This window comes from Vagococcus elongatus (assembly GCF_003987645.1).
Taxonomy (GTDB): Bacteria; Bacillota; Bacilli; order Lactobacillales; family Vagococcaceae; genus Vagococcus_A; species Vagococcus_A elongatus.
Map to the genome: position 1 here is coordinate 1 of NZ_NGKA01000005.1, position 18,977 is coordinate 18,977.

At 39.0% G+C, this 18,977-nt stretch carries 15 protein-coding genes and 1 pseudogene; 13 read left to right on the top strand and 3 right to left on the bottom strand.

The window, feature by feature from the left end; translation table 11 throughout:
* Positions 1-118 (top strand): annotated as a pseudogene (locus tag CBF29_RS04235) (IS30 family transposase); the annotation flags it as partial.
* A gap of 75 nt (positions 119-193) precedes the next feature.
* On the opposite strand, the gene CBF29_RS04240 reads toward CBF29_RS04235, so the two are convergent.
* Positions 194-805 (bottom strand): TetR/AcrR family transcriptional regulator, encoded by a 612-nt coding sequence (locus CBF29_RS04240; protein WP_126807701.1) that lies wholly within the window; start codon positions 803-805, stop codon positions 194-196.
* Positions 806-993: 188 nt separating this feature from the next.
* Between CBF29_RS04240 and CBF29_RS04245 the strand changes: the two genes are divergently transcribed.
* The 3 genes from CBF29_RS04245 to CBF29_RS04255 all read left to right on the top strand — a co-directional run bounded on the left by CBF29_RS04245 (position 994) and on the right by CBF29_RS04255 (position 6,753).
* Positions 994-5,244 carry a 2-hydroxyacyl-CoA dehydratase gene (locus CBF29_RS04245; RefSeq protein ID WP_126807703.1) on the top strand — a complete coding sequence of 1,417 codons (4,251 nt, stop codon included), beginning with the start codon at positions 994-996 and terminating at the stop codon, positions 5,242-5,244.
* A gap of 199 nt (positions 5,245-5,443) precedes the next feature.
* On the top strand, positions 5,444-6,148 hold the full coding sequence (locus CBF29_RS04250; protein ID WP_126807952.1) for a GntR family transcriptional regulator: 705 nt from the start codon (positions 5,444-5,446) through the stop codon (positions 6,146-6,148).
* Positions 6,149-6,462: 314 nt separating this feature from the next.
* Positions 6,463-6,753 carry a hypothetical protein gene (locus CBF29_RS04255; RefSeq protein WP_126807705.1) on the top strand — a complete coding sequence of 97 codons (291 nt, stop codon included), beginning with the start codon at positions 6,463-6,465 and terminating at the stop codon, positions 6,751-6,753.
* A 165-nt stretch (positions 6,754-6,918) separates the two neighbouring features.
* Here CBF29_RS04255 and CBF29_RS04260 read toward each other — a convergent pair whose 3' ends face one another.
* Entirely contained in the window at positions 6,919-7,551 is a 633-nt protein-coding gene (locus CBF29_RS04260; RefSeq protein WP_126807708.1) for a YigZ family protein, read from the bottom strand.
* A 140-nt stretch (positions 7,552-7,691) separates the two neighbouring features.
* Here CBF29_RS04260 and CBF29_RS04265 point away from each other — a divergent pair, with 140 nt between their 5' ends.
* Positions 7,692-8,216: a hypothetical protein gene (locus CBF29_RS04265; protein ID WP_126807710.1), complete on the top strand. Its 525-nt coding sequence runs from the start codon at positions 7,692-7,694 to the stop codon at positions 8,214-8,216.
* 63 nt (positions 8,217-8,279) lie between these two features.
* Here CBF29_RS04265 and CBF29_RS04270 read toward each other — a convergent pair whose 3' ends face one another.
* On the bottom strand, positions 8,280-9,197 hold the full coding sequence (locus CBF29_RS04270; RefSeq protein WP_126807712.1) for an alpha/beta fold hydrolase: 918 nt from the start codon (positions 9,195-9,197) through the stop codon (positions 8,280-8,282).
* 155 nt (positions 9,198-9,352) lie between these two features.
* On the opposite strand from CBF29_RS04270, the gene CBF29_RS04275 reads away from it, so the two are divergent.
* From CBF29_RS04275 to CBF29_RS04310, 8 genes are all read left to right on the top strand, one after another.
* Entirely contained in the window at positions 9,353-10,705 is a 1,353-nt protein-coding gene (locus CBF29_RS04275) for an ATP-dependent helicase ComFA (RefSeq protein WP_126807715.1), read from the top strand.
* Positions 10,695-11,375 (top strand): ComF family protein, encoded by a 681-nt coding sequence (locus tag CBF29_RS04280; protein ID WP_126807717.1) that lies wholly within the window; start codon positions 10,695-10,697, stop codon positions 11,373-11,375. Before CBF29_RS04275 ends, CBF29_RS04280 begins: the two co-directional genes overlap by 11 nt.
* Positions 11,376-11,505: 130 nt before the next feature.
* On the top strand, positions 11,506-12,063 hold the full coding sequence (gene hpf, locus CBF29_RS04285; protein WP_126807720.1) for a ribosome hibernation-promoting factor, HPF/YfiA family: 558 nt from the start codon (positions 11,506-11,508) through the stop codon (positions 12,061-12,063).
* Positions 12,064-12,287: 224 nt separating this feature from the next.
* Positions 12,288-14,816, top strand: coding sequence for a preprotein translocase subunit SecA (gene secA / locus CBF29_RS04290; protein ID WP_126807722.1), 2,529 nt, complete (start codon positions 12,288-12,290; stop codon positions 14,814-14,816).
* A 78-nt stretch (positions 14,817-14,894) separates the two neighbouring features.
* Positions 14,895-15,996, top strand: a protein-coding gene (gene prfB, locus CBF29_RS04295; RefSeq protein WP_211334249.1) for a peptide chain release factor 2 whose coding sequence is annotated in 2 segments (ribosomal slippage) — positions 14,895-14,966 and positions 14,968-15,996 — 1,101 coding nt in all. Because the reading frame shifts where the segments join, the coding sequence is not laid out codon by codon here.
* Positions 15,997-16,120: 124 nt separating this feature from the next.
* Complete coding sequence (ftsE, locus tag CBF29_RS04300; protein ID WP_126807726.1) at positions 16,121-16,807, top strand: cell division ATP-binding protein FtsE; 687 nt, start codon at positions 16,121-16,123, stop codon at positions 16,805-16,807.
* Positions 16,800-17,687, top strand: coding sequence for a permease-like cell division protein FtsX (gene ftsX / locus CBF29_RS04305; RefSeq protein ID WP_126807728.1), 888 nt, complete (start codon positions 16,800-16,802; stop codon positions 17,685-17,687). Before ftsE ends, ftsX begins: the two co-directional genes overlap by 8 nt.
* 408 nt (positions 17,688-18,095) lie before the next feature.
* Positions 18,096-18,953, top strand: a complete 858-nt coding sequence (locus CBF29_RS04310; RefSeq protein WP_245987265.1) for a phosphate ABC transporter substrate-binding protein PstS — start codon at positions 18,096-18,098, stop codon at positions 18,951-18,953.
* Positions 18,954-18,977: the final 24 nt, after the last annotated feature.

Below are 18,977 nucleotides of genomic sequence, written 5' to 3' on the forward strand. Positions count from 1 at the left end.
TATTTCCTCTGTGAGTAGTCACAGAAATCATATTCCCAGAAAATCATTGAAATATCGTACACCTATTGAAGTCTTTTTGAGTTATGTACAAGACGCAATTTATTCTAACTTAATTTGACAAATGAAAGATAAAAAATAAATTTTTATTTGAATCATATTCATTCATGAAAACTAAGAAGATTTACTCCTTGGGTCAGTCCCGATCTATTTCTATTCCCAGCACTGTCAGGTGGCCATTTCCCACCAGCTTGATGACGAGGCGAGCCATGTGATCGGGATTAAAATTATTTTCATAGTTCACTAGCCAGTGGACCGTCCCTAAAAAAATAGACGTCATATACTGGACAATAAAGTCTATTGGCACTTCTATGTCATTTTCTGTGATTTTAAGATTTTTGAATATTTCTTCGTACTTATCGTATAAAAGTTCGATTAATTTTTGACGGAATTGAATAGTCGCTCTTCCATCGGAAATGGAAGAAAAAAACGGCTTGTTTTCTTGAATAACTTGAAAAATTTTTGTCAGCATCCGTTCCATTTTTTTTAATTTTACTGTTTTTCCCGACAACAACTTCTCCGTATCTAAGATTTCGGCAAATGCTTTAATGGATACTTCAAGGATTTGATCATACAAATCCTGTTTATCTTTAAAGTGGGCATAAAAAGTCGCACGATTAATCATTGCGGCATCAGCAATTTCCTGAATCGTGATTTCTTCATATTCTTTTGTCTTGCTTAAAGCGACAAACGCTTCAATAATCATTTTTTTTGTTCTAATAACCCGCAAGTCAGTTTTTTTCTTCATAACAAATTCTCCTTTTTTAGTGGATAAGCAACAAAGATGTTCGTATTGTTGGTTAACCCACATTTCGATGCATATTGTTTGTTGAAAAATAATTCACATGGTATAAAATGATTATATCAAACACTTTGTCACATAATCAACAGATTGTTGTTTATGTAGTGAAATTAGAAACAAGTTGAGGTGCTTTTGTGTTACGAGCGGGTATAGATGTAGGATCAACCACTGTGAAGCTAGTTGTGACGGATGATAACTTGAACCTATTGTTTTCAAAATATGAGCGGCACTATTCAGATGTGAAACAAGCAATGGAAAAAATTCTAAATGAAGCGAAAGATATTTTAGGGAATCAGGAACTTTCTGTTTCCATCACAGGCTCAGGGGGCATGGGGCTAGCAGAACTCTTGCAGATCGATTTTGTACAGGAAGTTATTGCTTGTACAAAAACAGTTGAAAAATTGATTCCTGAAACAGATGTTGCTATTGAGCTGGGCGGAGAAGATGCCAAGATTACTTTTTTTGACGGTGCTTTAGAACAGCGGATGAACGGAAGTTGTGCAGGAGGCACAGGGGCTTTTATCGATCAGATGGCCGTGTTGCTGCAAACGGACGCAAACGGTATTAATGAATTAGCTAAAAATTATCAGAACATTTATCCGATTGCTTCGCGGTGCGGAGTATTTGCCAAAACAGATATTCAGCCTTTAATCAATGAAGGAGCGGCTCAGGCAGATATTGCGGCTAGTATTTTTCAAGCTGTTGTGAATCAGACGATTGCCGGTCTAGCATCGGGAAGAAAAATACGCGGGAAAATCGCCTTTTTGGGGGGACCATTATTTTTCATGAGCGAACTTCGCCGACGATTTATCGAAACCTTGGACATTAAAGAAGAGGATGTTATTTTTCCGGAAAATTCTCAGTTATTTGTAGCTATGGGAGCAGCTCTCGACAGTCAGGAACATGAAAATTGTTTTACAATCGAGACACTTCTTGAAAGAATTGATAGCGACGAAGGAAACATCATGGTGTCAGAAGACACGTTAGAGCCGTTGTTTCATTCCGAGCAAGAACTGGCAGAATTCCGGCAGCGTCACAGTCAAGCTTCAGCGGAAATGGGCAGTCTAGAAGCTCATTCGGGAGCAATTTTTCTTGGTATTGATGCGGGTTCCACAACAACAAAAGTTGTTGCGATTGATGAAGATGGTGCTATTTTATTTCAGCATTACGGCAATAATGAAGGACAGCCGTTGGAAACGACCATGGCGGTCTTGCAAGAGTTATATCAGCAGATGCCTGACGATGTATTTATCGGAAAAGTTGCGGTGACCGGCTATGGTGAACATTTAATCAAAAATGCGTTGAAGTTGGACATTGGTGAAGTGGAAACGATCGCACATTATAAAGCTGCCAACCGCTTTTACCCAGGCGTGGATTTTATACTGGATATTGGTGGGCAAGATATGAAGGCAATGAAAGTAAGAGACGGCGTTTTGACGTCTATTCAGCTAAATGAAGCTTGTTCTTCCGGGTGCGGCTCATTCATTGAAACTTTTGCTAAATCCTTGCGTTATGATGTGGAGGAATTTTCTCAGTTGGCATTAAGTTCTCGTGCCCCTGTTGATTTAGGTTCTCGGTGCACGGTCTTTATGAATTCTAAAGTCAAACAGGTGCAAAAAGAAGGAGCTTCTGTTGGAGATATTTCAGCTGGACTATCTTATTCAGTGATAAAAAATGCTATTTATAAAGTGATAAAAGTTCGTCGTCCGGAAGATTTAGGAGAAAAAATAGTTTGCCAAGGGGGGACGTTCTATAACGAAGCCGTGCTCCGTGCGTTTGAATTGGTCAGCGGTATCGAAGTTGTTCGACCGTCAATTTCTGGTCTGATGGGGGCATACGGTGCGGGGTTGATCGCTTTGGAAAATTATCAAGACGGAGATGTGTCGTCAATTTTGTCCCTAGATGAGATGAAAAAATTCACTGCAGAGAATGAGCATACGGTCTGCGGCCTGTGTGAAAACAACTGTATGCTGACAGTCACTATTTTTTCAGATGGCCGGCAGTTTATTACCGGAAATCGGTGTGAACGGGGAGCAAAAATAAAAGTTCAAAAAGAAGACCGCCGGGAAAACATGGTGGACTATAAATATCGAAAATTATTTAAGTACCGGCCACTGAGTATGAAAGACCAAACCCGTGGTGTCATTGGGATTCCTAGAGTCTTAAATATGTATGAAAACTATCCCTTATGGCATACGATTTTCACAGACTTAGGCTTTAGAGTTGAATTATCTCCAAGATCAGATAAAGAACTATATGAATCGGGTATTGAGACAATCCCAAGCGACACGGTGTGTTATCCGGCAAAAATTTCTCATGGACATATTCAAGCTCTGATTAATCAGGGCGTTCCGTTGATTTTTTATCCAGGAGTTATTTTTGAGCAGGAGGAATTTGCAGAATCGGATAATCATTTTAATTGTCCTATCGTGCAAAGTTATCCAGATGTCATAAAAAATAATGTAGATGATATTCGTGAAGGGTCAGTGGATTATCGTAATCCTTTTCTCAACCTTGCCAATCAAAAATCTGTGAGCAACGTTATGTTTGAAACGTTTAAAGATTTTGGCATCACTAAAGAAGAAATGATTGCCGCAGTCGCACATGGTTACGAGGAATTGGATAATTTTAAACAAGATATCCGTAAAAAAGGGGAAGATATCTTAAGTATGCTGGTGTCCAAAAATCAAAAAGGCATCGTTTTGTCAGGGCGCCCTTATCATATTGATCCTGAAATCAATCACGGTATCGCAAATGTCATCACTCAGGAAGGATTCCATGTCTTGACTGAAGATGGGGTTTCCCATTTAGAAGATGTTGGAAAGTTGAGAGTGGTCAATCAGTGGATGTATCATTCACGATTGTATGCTGCTGCCAGAGTGGTGGCTAAGTCAACAAATCTGGAATTGGTCCAGCTCAATTCTTTCGGGTGCGGGATTGATGCAGTTACTACAGATCAAGTTGAGGAAATCATGGCGCAGTATGGCAAAATATATACAGCGCTAAAAATTGATGAAGGTTCTAATTTAGGGGCTATCCGCATTCGTCTGCGTTCGTTGAAAGCTTCTGTCAAGGAAAGGGACAAGCTGGATTTTACTCCGAAAAAGCAATATGAAATGCCTGATAGAATCATTTTCACGAAAGAAATGAGCAGAAAACATACGTTGCTTTTACCTATGCTAAGTCCTATCCATCAAACAGGTTTGGTAGACGTTGCACTGCAGGAAGCAGGCTATAACGTGGTTTGTCTACCTGCGGAAGATCCTGGAGCAGTTGATATAGGCTTAAAATTTGTGAATAATGATGCCTGTTATCCGGCAATTATTTCAATCGGTCAACTAATTAAAGCTTTAGAAAGCGGCCAGTATGATTTGAATAATGTCAGTGTCATGATGACACAAACTGGCGGCGGCTGTCGAGCCACCAACTATATACCTTTGTTGCGTAAAGCGTTGGCAGACGCAGGGTTTGAGAATGTCCCTGTCGTTTCAGTTTCAATGGGAAATAAAGGCGTGGAAGAACAGCCCGGATTCAAGCTAACTCTGCCGCTGTTAAAACGTCTTGCTGTAGCTTTTCTCTATGGCGATTTGTTCGAGCGTGTAGTGTATCGAACTCGTCCTTATGAGTTAGAGTCTGGAATGGTTGACAGTCTTCATGAGGAATGGATGAAAAAAATCGAACCTAGTGTCCGTTCCGGTTCTTTCCGTCAGTTTCAAAAGAATATGAAGGCCATCATCACGGAGTTTGATAATATCCCGTTGTCTGATGAGGTCAGACCAAAAGTCGGTGTGGTCGGTGAAATTTTAGTGAAATATTCCCCGGTAGCTAACAACAACATTGTTAAAGTGATTGAAAACGAGGGTGGGGAAGCTGTCGTCCCTGATATTGCAGGCTTCTTGCTTTACTCCTTGTATAATAGTATTTGGCGCCATGAAAACTTGGGCATGTCTAAAAAGAGTAAATGGGTGGCTGAATTTGGAATCAAAGTAGTGGAACTATGTCAGAAGCCTATGGACAAAGCGTTACGTGAATCCAACCGTTTCAGCGGCTTGACCTCCATCTATGACTTGGCCGAGGAGGCAGGGAAAATTTTGTCTATCGGCAATCATACAGGTGAAGGCTGGTTCTTGACAGGTGAAATGATTGAGTTGCTGAAGAATGATGTTCCTAATATTGTTTGTCTTCAACCTTTTGGCTGTCTGCCAAATCATGTGGTTGGAAAAGGTGTCATTAAAGAATTGCGTTCAAGATATCCACAGGCTAACATTTCTCCTATTGATTATGATCCGGGAGTTTCGATTGTCAATCAATTAAATCGTATCAAATTAATGATGGCAACAGCTCATAAGGCAATGGAAGAGGAGGTCAAAATCGGAAAGTTCTAATCATTATAGATTAACCCTTAGATGTTTTGGTTTGATGACCTGACGTTTAAGGGTTAATTTAGTTGTTTATACGGTATATACCAGTTATAATACAGAAGTATAAACATCTATGAGAAAGCTGTTTGATCATTAGACCAATAGCTGATAATAAGAGAGACTATCTAATGATGAAGGAGAGGGGCTTAATATAATGTCAAATATGACTATACCGAGATATTTACAAATATATAATCAGCTGCGTCAAGAGATTGAGGATGGAAAATGGCGAGTTGGTGATAAGCTGCCGTCTGAAAGGGATTTAGCCCTAAGTTTTGAGGTTAGCCGCATGACTCTTCGGCAAGCTGTCCAAACCTTGGCAGATGATGGGATTTTGGAAAGAAAAATCGGGTCGGGGACCTATGTCGCAGATAAAAAAGTTCAGGAGACGCTGAAAGGAACCACCAGTTTTTCCCAGATTGTCCGTGAGCAAGGAAAGAAACCTTCTACTAAGGCAGTTTCATATTTTGTGACCCAACCAAGTACTAATGAAATGGAGAAATTAAATTTATCCCCTCAAGATAAAATTTTAAGAATGGAACGAGTTCGTTACGCTGACAACTTGCCGATTTGTTTTGAGGTTATGAGTATCCCCTATGAGCTGATCAAGCATTTTAATAAAAAAGAAATTACGCAGTCTTTTTACGAAACAATGAAGACAAAGGGGAATTATCGTATCAGTCATTCAAAACAAAATATCTCAGCTACCCTTGCGAAAGAGAGAACGGCCGATTTTTTAAACATTAAAAAAGGGGAAGCCATGCTTCAATTGATCCAATTAACTTATTTGGAAGATGGTCGTCCCTTTGAACTGGTGCGGTCGTATTATGTGGGTGACAGATTCGAGTTTGTGTTAGAAAGATATTAAGCGCAGAGGTCTGAAGCAGGCCTCTTTTTTAAAAGTTTATAGTGTTGACAAATCATTTTTAGATTCATCAATTCCATAAATTACGGCTAAAAAATCAGGTTGGCGACCGCTTAGAAACTGCCTGCCTTGAAGAAGTTAATGAAAACGATGGGTAGACGTGTGCGAAAAAATAGTTTTCAAAAAAATACTTGCATGCCTTAGCAAGTCTCATACTGATTTTTGTTTGTAAAGGTATAGCTAACTTGCTAAAATAAAGAGCAAGGAGATATTTTTCAAGATTTGGCTTCTAAAAATACTTGAAGAAGGGGATTTATATGAAAAAGATATGCTTTTTCCTAACTTTGCCAAACGCTATGGGTTACACAAGTTTACGAGGACTGCCACTGAATGAAAAGGGATTGAAGAAATTTTTTGAACCGTATTATGATGTTTCTTTGAATTATGATGACAGAGGGACGGCAGATTATTTGATCATTCCTGATCCTTTTGTACCTTTCGTCAATGATACATCAGCTGTTGAAATTAAAGTTCCTTCGAAATTATTTATCACGAAGGATTTTGAAAAGATTAAAGAAATCATAGATAGTCATGTTAACGGCAAATAAAGTATCAATATTTTGATTCAGAAGTTAGATAGATTTATAAACAAAAGTAAGTTTTTAGAGCGGTTCATCTCTAAAAACTTACTTTTTTTGCAGGATCAAGCAAGATTTCTTCTTTGGAAGGTATCATGGTCATAAAAGGTCACATAGCAGATTGCACTGACCAGTTTAAATGGGGTGTTCAAAATATTTTTTTTCGCCCAATTCTACTTGTAATTGTCCACTAAGCAAATTAGTCAATTGCTTTTCAAATTCAGCAACCATCTTTTCATCAATCATCAAAGTTACCGTTACTTTGTCAGTAAAGTTAGTTTCTGCGATACTGAAATTTTCCTGACGTAAGAAATGTTCCAGAACATTATGACTGGCATAGTCAACGGTGATAAAAAGTTCCTGCTGGAGTGTGCCCTTGACCAGCCCAACTGTGTCCAGTCCTTCGGCTACTGCACTGCTGTATGCACGAATCAATCCTCCTGCGCCTAATTTTATTCCCCCAAAATACCGTGTGACAATCGCTAGCGTATTGATGACATTGCGTTTTTTCAAAACTTCCAGCATTGGGACGCCTGCCGTTCCGCTAGGTTCCCCGTCATCGCTGCTGCGCTGAATGTCGTGATGTTGTCCTAAAACATAGGCAATGCAGTTGTGGTTAGCTTTCCAGTGTTCTTTTCTAGTCGCTTGGATAATTTCCTTTGCTTCTTTCTCTGACTGGATTCTGACGAGTTTAGTAATAAATCGTGATTTTTTGATTTCAAGTTCATGTACACCATTTTCTTTGATGGTGATATAAGATTCCTCCATACTGGCACCTCTCTTACATTCTAGTATATTCAATGGCAAGTTTTTGAGCAAGTTAAAAACAAAATGAAAATTAGTTGAAACTTTTCTGCGCTGGGAGTAGAATAACTGAGGATTAATTTTGTAATGAGGTGTTAAGAGTGATGGAAAATATCGAAAGAGTCTTCGATGGTGAACATATTTTATTGTCAAATGGTAAAAAAATTCCACTAAAAAAAATCAGACAAGTAAAAATTGTAGTAGCACCTTATCTGATTTTCCAAGTATGGCGTCAAAAAGGCGATTGTTTTGAACAGACTTTGATGAAAGTCATCTATCCTTCTTCTACGGAGAAGGGTTATGACAAGGAACAATTGGTCCAAGGAGAAATTCGGCCTACGCGTTCCATTCATTATTTTACTGAAGGGTCTAAACAAATCAAACGCAAAATAGATTTAAAAAATCCTCATAAAGTCAAGCTGACAGGCCATCGTAATCTTATATTGGAGTTGCTTGACGGTGAAGAAGAAAAAGTTTCTTTTGATGGAGACTGTATGAATCGTCTGGAGGAGATTACTCAGATTGAACGGGATGGGGCAGTCGTCCCAGTCACTGATTTTTTTGACAGGGCTTCATATATCTTGGAAGTTATTAAAAAACAAGGACTGCCAGTCTCTTCATATATTTGAACACATGGGAAATAAACACAGTCCTTATCAGCAGAGAAGTATTCTGCCGGCAAGGACTGTGTTTTATACTCGAACTTCCATCCACTCAGCGATATCACTCATGATTAATTCTTTTTCTTCTTCATGGAGGATTTCGTGACGTAACTCGTGATATAAGTGAAGTGTCAAATCGTGAACACCGTGTTGCTGTAATTGTATTGCTGTTTTTCTAGGGCCTTTTCCAAAATCACCCACTGGATCTCGTTCCCCGCTGATAATAAGTATCGCCAAATCTTCACTGATATTTTCAGACCAGTATTCTTTTGTTCCGCTCGCCATCAATTTTAATAAAGTGTAGAAACCGTTGTTAGTAAAAATAAAACCTAGTTTTGGATCAGCTTCATAGTTGGTAACATTTGTCTGATTTTTAGACAGCCAGTTGAAAGAGGACTGTTTTTCTGGGAAAGCTTTTGAAAAATTGCCAAATACCAGTTTATCCATCGTAGGATTTACTTTTTTAGGAGCAATTTTATTCAGTTGCTTCAACATTGGCAAAACTAATTTGAGTTCTTTTTTATAACTGCCCGTCCCCATGAGAATCGCTCCAGTCAATTCACTGCTATGGGTTTTCAAATAATTTCGCACGATGAAGGACCCCATGCTGTGGCCTAAAATAAAATAGGGCAGCTGAGGGTATTTTTCTTTCGTGAGAGTCGTGAGTTGAAACGTATCTTCCACGACGATTTTGTCGCTGTCTTTTTTTGTAAAAAATCCATAGTCTTTCGGGTCTGTCACCGAATCTCCATGTCCGAGGTGGTCGTGACCGACTACCAGCCAGCCCATTTGATTGAGATAATTTGCCAGGGGCTCGTAACGCTCGATATATTCCGCCATGCCATGAACGATTTGTAAAACTCCATGAGGCTTTTCTTCTGGTATCCAAGCCATACCATGGAGGTCGGTTTTATTGTCTTGGGATAAAAAGGAAAAATGTTTCTTCATTTGTCAGCACTCTCCCAGTCTATAATCTATTACAGTCATTATAAGAGAAAAAGATGAAACAAACAAATAAATCTCTTTATTTTTCGTATTTTAGTTATAGAAGAAGAGGTAATGATTTTTGGTTATACTAATAAAATGAAAAATTAGGAGCGGCCATGTGGCAAGAATTTTTCTATGGCAGAAGATTGCTGAAAAGCGATATCCCAGAAAGTTTGCTGGCTTATCTTGATGAAGCAGAAGTAAACAAACTCCCAGCCTTTAAGCTCTCAAATAGAAATAAGCATCAGTGCCTCCGTTGCGGTAATGAACTCGAAGAAAGTGATTTTTTAGTTAATTATCTTGGCTTTATTGAACATTATTGTTCTTATTGTTTGGTAATGGGAAAGGCAACGGTTGGAGACACTTATTATCATCTGCCGCAAACGTCTAAGATTGATGAGGTGAATTTTTATTGGGAAGGTGAATTGTCTCCCAGTCAACAGCGAGCCTCGCAAATGATTCTTGAAGCTGTGGAAAAAAAGAAAGATATTCTAGTCCATGCAGTGACAGGAGCAGGAAAAACAGAAATGATTTTTGAGACCGTTCATAAATCCCTTGTGAATGGCAAATTTGTCTGTGTGGCAAGTCCAAGAGTAGATGTTTGCTTAGAATTATATCCAAGATTTCAGGCAGCCTTTGATGTAGCCATTGCGTTGCTCCACGGTAAACAGAGGGGAGATTATTACCATAGCCAATTAGTGATATGCACCACCCATCAGTTATTGCGATTTTATCAGGCGTTTGATTTACTGATTGTAGATGAAGTGGATGCTTTCCCTTTTCGAGGGAATCCAATGCTGGAATATGGTGTGACCCAAGCGTTGCGACCCCAAGGAAGTATGATTTATTTGACCGCGACACCAACAAAGCAGCTAGAGTATCAAGTAAGGACTGGTGCCATGGAGGTGAGTGGGATTTCTGTCAGATATCACGGGTATCCCCTACCGGTACCGCAAACTATTTGGCTATGGCAATGGCACCAGAAATTAATGAAGGGGAAACTCCCTCGACCACTCCAAATAATTTTAGAACAGCAACTAGAAGCAGGCAGGAGAACATTGGTTTTTTTACCGACGATAAATTTGATGGAGCGGACTGAAAAGTTGTTAACAAAAGTTTTTCCAAATCATCACATTTCCAGTGCATCTTCTACAGATGAAGAGCGTTTAAGTAAAGTAAAAAATATGCGTGAAGAAGTCTACGATTTATTTTTGTCTACGACCATTTTGGAACGGGGAGTTACTTTTAGGGATATCGACGTTATAGTCATCGGAAGCAATCATGATGTGTTTAACACCGCCTCTTTGATTCAAATCGCAGGAAGAGTCGGCCGAAAAGCAGAATTTCCCAAGGGAGCAGTCTTTTTCATTCATGACGGTTGGTCTTTGGCAATGAAACAGGCAGTCAGCCAAATAAAGCGAATGAATGCAGAAGGGATTAAAGGGAGACTGTTAAGAGATGAGATGTAAGTTATGCGACAATTTTATCAGGACTAACCTGTCTTTAAAAGAATGGCTGTATTTTATTCCAGTGGAGAAGTTAAGTATATGTGAACGGTGCCAAGCTAAATTTGAAAAAGTTGATCCAGATATCTCCTGCCCAATATGTAAAAAATCAGGTCACAGCCATATCTGCCCTGAGTGCCTAGCATGGCAAAAAATTTATCCTAAATATTCTTTCAAGCATGACTGCCTGTATTATTATAATGATTGGATGGGGGAATGGCTTGAGAAGTTTAAATTCAAAGGAGATTTTCAGTTAGCACAATGTTTTCAGCATGACCTAAAAGTATTTTTCAGACATGTAAATTATGATTTGATTATTCCAACCCCTCTTTCAAAAGAAAGACAACAAATCAGAAGATTTAATCAAGTAGAAGCTTTGCTTTATTTTGCAGATATCAAGTATGCTGATATTTTGGAAAAAACAATTGATACTTTGCCTCAATCAAATAAAACCCGGCAAGATCGACTGGATATGCCGCAAATCTTTTCACTAAAAAGCAGAGAAAGTGTTTTTCAAAAAAAAGTTTTGCTGGTGGATGATGTTTATACCACAGGCAGAACATTGCTTCATGGCGTGGATTGTTTATATCTCAACGGGGCAAAGCTAGTGCACACTTTTAGTCTTGCCCGCTGATTTCAGGTTTTTTAAATGAGATTAATTGTATTTAAGTATTTTATTAGATATAATGTATCTAAGAAGAGACAATTAACGTTTTTGGCTTGTTGTTTCTTTTTTAGATGGTAGACGAAAGGGGCAATGTGTTATGTTGAGATTCAACATTCGAGGAGAAAATATTGAGGTAACAGAAGCGATTAGGAATTACGTGGAGAAAAGAGTTTCCAAATTAGAAAAATACTTCGATGAAGATCGCACTCCAGAATCTACGGCGCACGTGAATTTAAAAGTTTATTCTGACAAAAATGCTAAGGTTGAGGTGACAATCCCGTTACCTTATATAGTTTTGAGGGCAGAAGAAACATCTCATGATTTATATGCGAGTATCGACTTGGTAGTAGATAAATTAGAAAGACAAATTAGAAAATTCAAAACAAGAATCAATAGAAAACAAAGGGAAGTTTCGAAAGAAGCAGTAGCTCAGCTATTTGTGGAAAACAATAATTCAGTAGATGTTGCTGAAAACGAATTAGAAATTGTCCGTACGAAACGCTTGTCATTAAAACCGATGGATAGTGAAGAAGCTGTCCTTCAAATGAATATGCTCGGTCATAATTTCTTTATCTTTGAAGATGCTGAAACAAATGGCATCAGCATCGTTTACGCCCGTAAAGACGGAAAATACGGTTTGATCGAAACAGATTAATGAATGGTTAGTTTAAACATGGGAGGCAAAGTGTCCGCACTTGCCTCCTTCTTTTTTTTCGATGATAGGATATGTTCACTTGTAAGCATGATAAATAATTGAAAAATGTTTCCTTTTCTTTTTAAAAGTGCTAAACTATTAAAGATGGATTCATATCTAGCGTTTGAAAAGATTTAGTAGATAAGAAATTAATTAGTTTAAATGAAGAAAGGAACGACAAATAAATGAATTTTCTGAAGAAAATCATTGAGAGTGATAAGAAAGAATTACGCCGTTTAGAGAAAATAGCGGACAAAATCGAAGCTTTGGCAGGTACCATGGAAGCATTGTCTGATGACCAGTTAAAAGCTAAAACAGAAGAATTTAAAACACGCCTCCAAAAGGGAGAAACATTAGATGATTTATTAGTTGAAGCTTTTGCTGTAGTCCGGGAAGCTTCACGAAGAGTTTTAGGTCTTTACCCATTTAAAGTTCAGCTAATGGGAGGAATTGTGCTGCATAACGGGGACATCCCTGAGATGAAAACCGGTGAAGGAAAAACTTTGACAGCAACGATGCCGGTCTATTTGAATGCTTTGACAGGTGAAGGGGTCCATGTCGTCACTGTTAATGAGTATTTGGCTACACGTGATGCCACTGAAATGGGCGAATTGTATAATTTTTTGGGACTGACTGTCGGTCTTAATTTGAACTCAAAATCTTCTGATGAGAAGCGCCTCGCTTATGCTTGCGATATCACTTATAGTACTAATAATGAGCTGGGCTTTGACTACTTGCGTGACAACATGGTTGTCTACCGTGAACAAATGGTTCAGCGTCCTTTGAGCTATGCTATTGTCGACGAGGTGGACTCTATTTTAATTGATGAGGCTAGAACACCTTTAATCATTTCTGGACAAGCAGAAAAATCCACTGCACTTTATAATCGTGCAGATAACTTTGTCAAACGGTTAAAAGAAGAGGAAGATTATAAAATCGACGTTCAATCAAAAACAATTGCTCTGACTGAAGAAGGAATTTCCAAAGCAGAGGAAAACTTTGGTTTGGAAAACTTGTATGACATCGATAATACGGCATTGACCCATCATTTGGACAATGCGTTGAGAGCGAACTATATCATGCTTCGAGACATCGACTATGTCATCCAAGAGGGCAAAGTCATGATCGTAGACCAGTTTACGGGACGTATCATGGATGGACGCCGTTATTCTGATGGTCTTCACCAAGCGATTGAGGCTAAAGAAGCAGTTGAAATTGAAGACGAAACAAAGACCATGGCAAATATTACTTTCCAGAACTATTTCCGGATGTATAAAAAATTGGCTGGTATGACAGGAACAGCGAAGACTGAAGAAGAAGAATTCCGTGAAATCTACAATATGGAAGTTATTCAAATTCCGACTAATGAACCGATCATACGTGACGATCGTCCTGATTTACTCTATCCAACTTTAGAAAGTAAATTTAAAGCCGTTGTTGCTGATATAAAGGAAAGACACCGCAATGGACAGCCGATTTTAGTCGGGACTGTGGCAGTTGAAACGTCAGAATATCTTTCTCAACTGTTGCGAAAAGAAAAAGTCCCTCACGAAATATTGAATGCCAAAAATCACTTTAAGGAAGCAGAAATCATCTTAAATGCCGGGCAAAAAGGTGCAGTCACAATCGCTACTAACATGGCCGGTCGTGGAACGGACATCAAACTCGGATTTGGCGTGGTGGAATTGGGCGGTTTAGCCGTTATCGGAACAGAGCGTCATGAATCCCGCCGTATTGATAATCAGCTGAGAGGACGTTCCGGACGTCAAGGAGATCCGGGTGTGACACAATTTTACTTGTCTCTTGAAGATGACTTGATGCGTCGCTTTGGTTCAGATCGTGTCAAAATGATGTGGGAACGATTCAAGCTTGAAGAAGACGACGCAGTGATTCAAAGTAAAATGTTGTCCAAACAAGTGGAAGGTGCTCAGAAACGTGTTGAAGGAAACAACTACGACACACGAAAAAATATATTACAGTATGACGATGTCATGCGTGAACAAAGGGAAGTCATCTATGCCCAGCGTAATCAAGTCATCATGGCAGACGAAATTTTAAGTGATGTCGTGTTAGGCATGATTGAACGGACGATTGACCGGGTGGTGACAGACCACACCCAAACTGAAGAGCAAGCAGACTGGAATTTGGAAGGCATTATCGACTTTGCCCGTTCAGCATTAGTCCACGAAAATGCTATTAGTTTAACTGATATCGAAAATAAATCTGCAGAAGAAATCAAGACACTTTTATTTGATCAGGCAAAAGAGATTTTTGATGAAAAATCAGCACAGCTCAACGGTCCTGAACAGTTGCTTGAGTTCCAAAAAGTGGTCATCTTGAGAGTCGTCGACCAAAAGTGGACAGATCATATCGATGCCATGGATCAGTTGCGTGAATCTATCGGTCTTCGTGCCTACGGTCAGAACAACCCACTTGTTGAATATCAGCAAGAAGGTTATGAAATGTTCAACAATATGGTCGGGGCGATTGACTATGACGTTACAAGATTGTACATGAAAGCTCAAATCAGACAAAATGTTCAGCGGGAGCAAGTCGCAAAAGGCGAAGCAGTACGTCCAACCGAAGAACAAGGACGTGTCAGCGGCGGCGAACATAAACCACAACCTATACGGGTGGAAAAAGTGGGTCGTAATGAATTATGCCCATGCGGCAGCGGCAAAAAATATAAAAATTGCCATGGTAAGCAAGCCTAATTAAGGGATGACTAAACAATGCGACATAGGAATTTTCCTAGTCGCATTTCGTTTTGTAAAAGTGAAAGGAATGATTGTATGGAACTTAATGAAATAAAAAATGATTTGCAAAAATCCAGTCAAAAAATTCAAGATTTTAGGAGGTCACTTTGACCTAGATAGTTTGGAAGAACAAATTGCTAATTTCGAATACCAGATGAGTTTGCCGGATTTTTGGGATGATAGTAAAAAAGCCCAAGAGATTATTTCTCGCTCCAATGAATTGAAGGAGACTTTCGAAAGTTTTAAAGCACTAGAGTCTGAGCAAGAAGAATTAGATGTTTTTTTAGAAATGCTGCAAGAAGAAAGCGACCAAGAGATTTTAGAAGAACTGATCTCTCGGAAACAAATGTTTGATGACAAGCTGGCAGCCTATGAGCTTTCACAACTTTTGGATGAACCTTATGACAAAAATAATGCCATCATGGAAATACATCCCGGTGCAGGCGGAACAGAGTCTCAAGACTGGGGAGATATGCTTTTGCGTTTATATACTAGATGGGCTGGACAACATGACTATCAAGTAGAAATTTTAGATTATTCTGGCGGAGATGAAGCTGGGATAAAAAGTGCCACCTTATTGATCAAAGGGTTCAATGCTTACGGCTATTTAAGATCCGAAACAGGGGTGCATCGCCTAGTGAGGATTTCTCCTTTTGATTCCAACAGTCGCCGTCATACATCGTTTTGTTCAATCAATGTGATGCCGGAGTTGAATGATGACATTGACATCACGATAAATTCTGATGATTTAAAAATAGATACTTACCGAGCTAGTGGTGCGGGCGGACAGCACGTCAATAAAACGGAGTCGGCCGTTCGGATTACCCATCTTCCCACAGGTATTGTTGTCGCCAGTCAGGCACAGCGTTCTCAACTAAAAAATAGAGAACAGGCCATGAGCATGCTGAAAGCCAAACTTTATCAGCTGGAACTAGAGAAAAAAGCAGCAGAAGAAGCAGAAATTCGTGGAGAAACAAAAGAAATCGGCTGGGGTTCTCAAATTCGTTCCTATGTTTTTCATCCTTATTCTATGGTAAAAGATCATCGGACCAATTATGAAGTTGGTAATGTGCAAGCCGTAATGGACGGAGATATCGATGGTTTCATAGATGCTTACTTGAGACTGGGTCTGTCTTGATAGACGTTACTAATGAAAATGGCAAAAGTGAAACATAATTGTAATGAAATGTAAGATGATTTACACTGACATAGTGATATAATACAAGATGTCGAACGAGTATTTAAAGGTAGGAGAATGCTAAATGATAGAGATGAATGATGTAACCAAAAAGTATTCAAATGGTACGACCGCTGTTCGAAATCTTTCTGTAAAGATCGATCAAGGAGAATTTGTTTATGTGGTAGGTCCAAGTGGTGCTGGGAAATCTACATTTATAAAATTGATGTACCGTGAGGAAAAAGCGACAAAAGGAAATTTGAATGTGGTCGGTTATGACTTGCTGAAAATTAAAAACAAGAATATACCACTATTAAGACGAGAAGTGGGAATCGTTTTTCAAGATTATAAACTACTGCATCAAAAAACGATTTATGAAAATGTTGCTTATGCAATGCAGGTAATCGGCAAACGCCCAAGAGAAATCAAACGACGGGTGATGGAAGTGCTTGATTTAGTCGGGTTGCGTCATAAAGTTAGAGTGTTTCCTTCAGAGTTGTCTGGAGGGGAGCAGCAGCGGGTGGCAATCGCCAGAGCAATTGTCAATACACCAAAAGTTTTGATAGCTGACGAGCCAACGGGAAATCTTGACCCGGAAAATTCATGGGAAATCATGAAATTATTGGAAAAAATCAATACTCAAGGAACCACCGTTGTTATGGCGACCCATAACAGCACAATCGTGAATACGATTCGTCATCGTGTGATTGCTATTGAGAATGGACGAATTATCAGAGATCAGGCGGAAGGGGAGTACGGATACGATGATTAGAGTTTTCTTCCGTCATATCGGCGAGAGTTTAAAAAGTTTGAAACGTAATGGATGGATGACCTTGGCTTCGGTCAGTGCAGTGACTGTCACCTTAGTACTGGTAGGCGTGTTTCTATCGGTTATTCTCAACGTGACAAAGTTAGCACAAGATATCGAATCAGCTGTTGATGTGACTGTTTTTATTGACATTGGCACAGAACAAGCAGAGATTGACGAACTTGAGCAAGAACTGAAAGCATTGCCTAAAGTAGAAAAAGTTGATTTTTCAAGCAGTGATGAGCAATACCAAAAGCTGATTGAAAAACTGGGAGATACATTTAGAACATTTGAGGAGGATGATAATCCACTCTATGATGTCTTTATAGTCAGTGCGAAAACTCCTGAGGACATAAAGAAAATACAAAAGTCAGCAGAAAAACTGAACTTCGTAAAAGAAGCAAGTTATGGCGGACTGACGTCTGATAAAATCATGGATATTTCTAAAAATGTCCGTATATACGGACTAGCCGGTACAGCGCTGCTATTGTTCGTTGCTATTTTCTTGATTTCCAACACCATTAGGATCACGATTATTTCGCGTAAAAGAGAAATTCAAATTATGCGTCTCGTCGGTGCCAAAAACGGGTTTATCCGCTGGCCATTTTTCCTTGAGGGGGCGTGGATCGGCATACTGGGTTCTATTATTCCAATCTTGCTGGTAACAGTGACGTATTCAAAAGCATACGAAATCATCACTAAAAACTTTTTATCTTCTGCAAGTTATTCATTGATTCCGCCGGCAGAGCTGGTTTTAGGAATGAATATTGCGATGGTAACAGTCGGGGTGGTCATTGGTTCTCTAGGATCAATCTTATCCATGAGAAGATTTTTAAAAATATAAAATTAAAAACAAGAAAAGAGTGCATAAGCACTCTTTTCTTGTTTAAGGGATGTACACATCAACTGTTGGCATTTACATACCAAACAGAAGGGTAGAAACAATTAATCGATAAAGTAATTTGATATATTTATTAATTTGGGGAATTATATTAAAACAAATCACAACTATGGTACGAATAATTGTTTCGTGTTAATTATAACACATAATGTTCTAAAAAGGAACTGATTATTCTTTATTATTCCGATTCATGGTAGTAATCATACAGAATGAATATGTAAACGCCTTTTCCATAAATGTTTGAAACTTTCACTTAAAAAGCTTGCATTTTTTGCATATTCCCTTTATGTTAATGATGGGGGAAAACCCATGAAGTGTGGAGTACGTTTTATAACACGAGGAGGTTTCTATGTGAAAAAAATCTTGAAATTTTCTATATTTTTTTTAAGTGTTTTTTTTCTGAGTAGTTGTAGTGAATTAGTGGATCATGGAGAGTCTATAACAGTGGTAGGGTCATCTGCTATGCAGCCTCTTGCTGAAGCAGCTGGTGAAGAGTTTAGTAGTCGAAATTTAGGAAAATTTATTAACGTTCAAGGTGGCGGAAGCGGCACCGGTTTAAGCCAAGTTCAGGCAGGAGCCGTGGATATTGGAAATTCAGATGTGTTTGCCGAAGAAAAAGATGGTATTGATGCAGATAAGTTAGTTGGGTTTAAAGTCGCTGTAGTTGGTATCACGCCGATTGTAAATAAGGAAGTCGAAGTGGATGATGTCAGCATGGATCAATTGAGACGGATTTTTACCGGTGAGATAACGAACTGGAAAGAAGTAGGCGGCAAAGATCAAAGCATAGTTTTAATCAATCGGGCATCAGGAAGCGGGACAAGGTCAACATTTGAACGTTGGGTTTTAGATGGTGAACCAGCAAAAAGAGCACAAGAACAAGATTCAACTGGTATGGTTCGTCAAATCGTAAGCACCACCCCGGGAGCTATCAGCTATGTTGCCTTTTCGTATGTTAATGAAGACGTCCACCCGCTGACAATCGACGGTGTGGCTCCGACGGATGAAAATGTTATTATTAACCGATGGACGATTTGGTCCTACGAACACATGTATACTAAAGGGGAACCAACTGGTTTGACCAAAGATTATATCAATTTTGTTTTGTCTGACGATGTTCAAAAAGGTATGGTTGGGCAGTTAGGATATATTCCAGTCACCTCAATGAAAGTTGAGCGTAATGCCGCTGGAGAAATCATAAAAAAATAACTAATGATAGTAATCAAATGAATC

Bases quoted from the DNA above. Each gene is read 5' to 3' on its own strand.
- CBF29_RS04260 (WP_126807708.1), bottom strand. From the start codon at position 7,551: ATGGAGGAATCTTATATCACCATCAAAGAAAATGGTGTACATGAACTT.
- CBF29_RS04255 (WP_126807705.1), top strand. From the start codon at position 6,463: ATGAAAAAGATATGCTTTTTCCTAACTTTGCCAAACGCTATGGGTTAC.
- CBF29_RS04275 (WP_126807715.1), top strand. From the start codon at position 9,353: ATGTGGCAAGAATTTTTCTATGGCAGAAGATTGCTGAAAAGCGATATC.
- CBF29_RS04250 (WP_126807952.1), top strand. From the start codon at position 5,444: ATGACTATACCGAGATATTTACAAATATATAATCAGCTGCGTCAAGAG.
- hpf (WP_126807720.1), top strand. From the start codon at position 11,506: ATGTTGAGATTCAACATTCGAGGAGAAAATATTGAGGTAACAGAAGCG.
- CBF29_RS04280 (WP_126807717.1), top strand. From the start codon at position 10,695: ATGAGATGTAAGTTATGCGACAATTTTATCAGGACTAACCTGTCTTTA.
- ftsX (WP_126807728.1), top strand. From the start codon at position 16,800: ATGATTAGAGTTTTCTTCCGTCATATCGGCGAGAGTTTAAAAAGTTTG.
- CBF29_RS04270 (WP_126807712.1), bottom strand. From the start codon at position 9,197: ATGAAGAAACATTTTTCCTTTTTATCCCAAGACAATAAAACCGACCTC.
- CBF29_RS04240 (WP_126807701.1), bottom strand. From the start codon at position 805: ATGAAGAAAAAAACTGACTTGCGGGTTATTAGAACAAAAAAAATGATT.
- secA (WP_126807722.1), top strand. From the start codon at position 12,288: ATGAATTTTCTGAAGAAAATCATTGAGAGTGATAAGAAAGAATTACGC.
- CBF29_RS04265 (WP_126807710.1), top strand. From the start codon at position 7,692: ATGGAAAATATCGAAAGAGTCTTCGATGGTGAACATATTTTATTGTCA.
- ftsE (WP_126807726.1), top strand. From the start codon at position 16,121: ATGATAGAGATGAATGATGTAACCAAAAAGTATTCAAATGGTACGACC.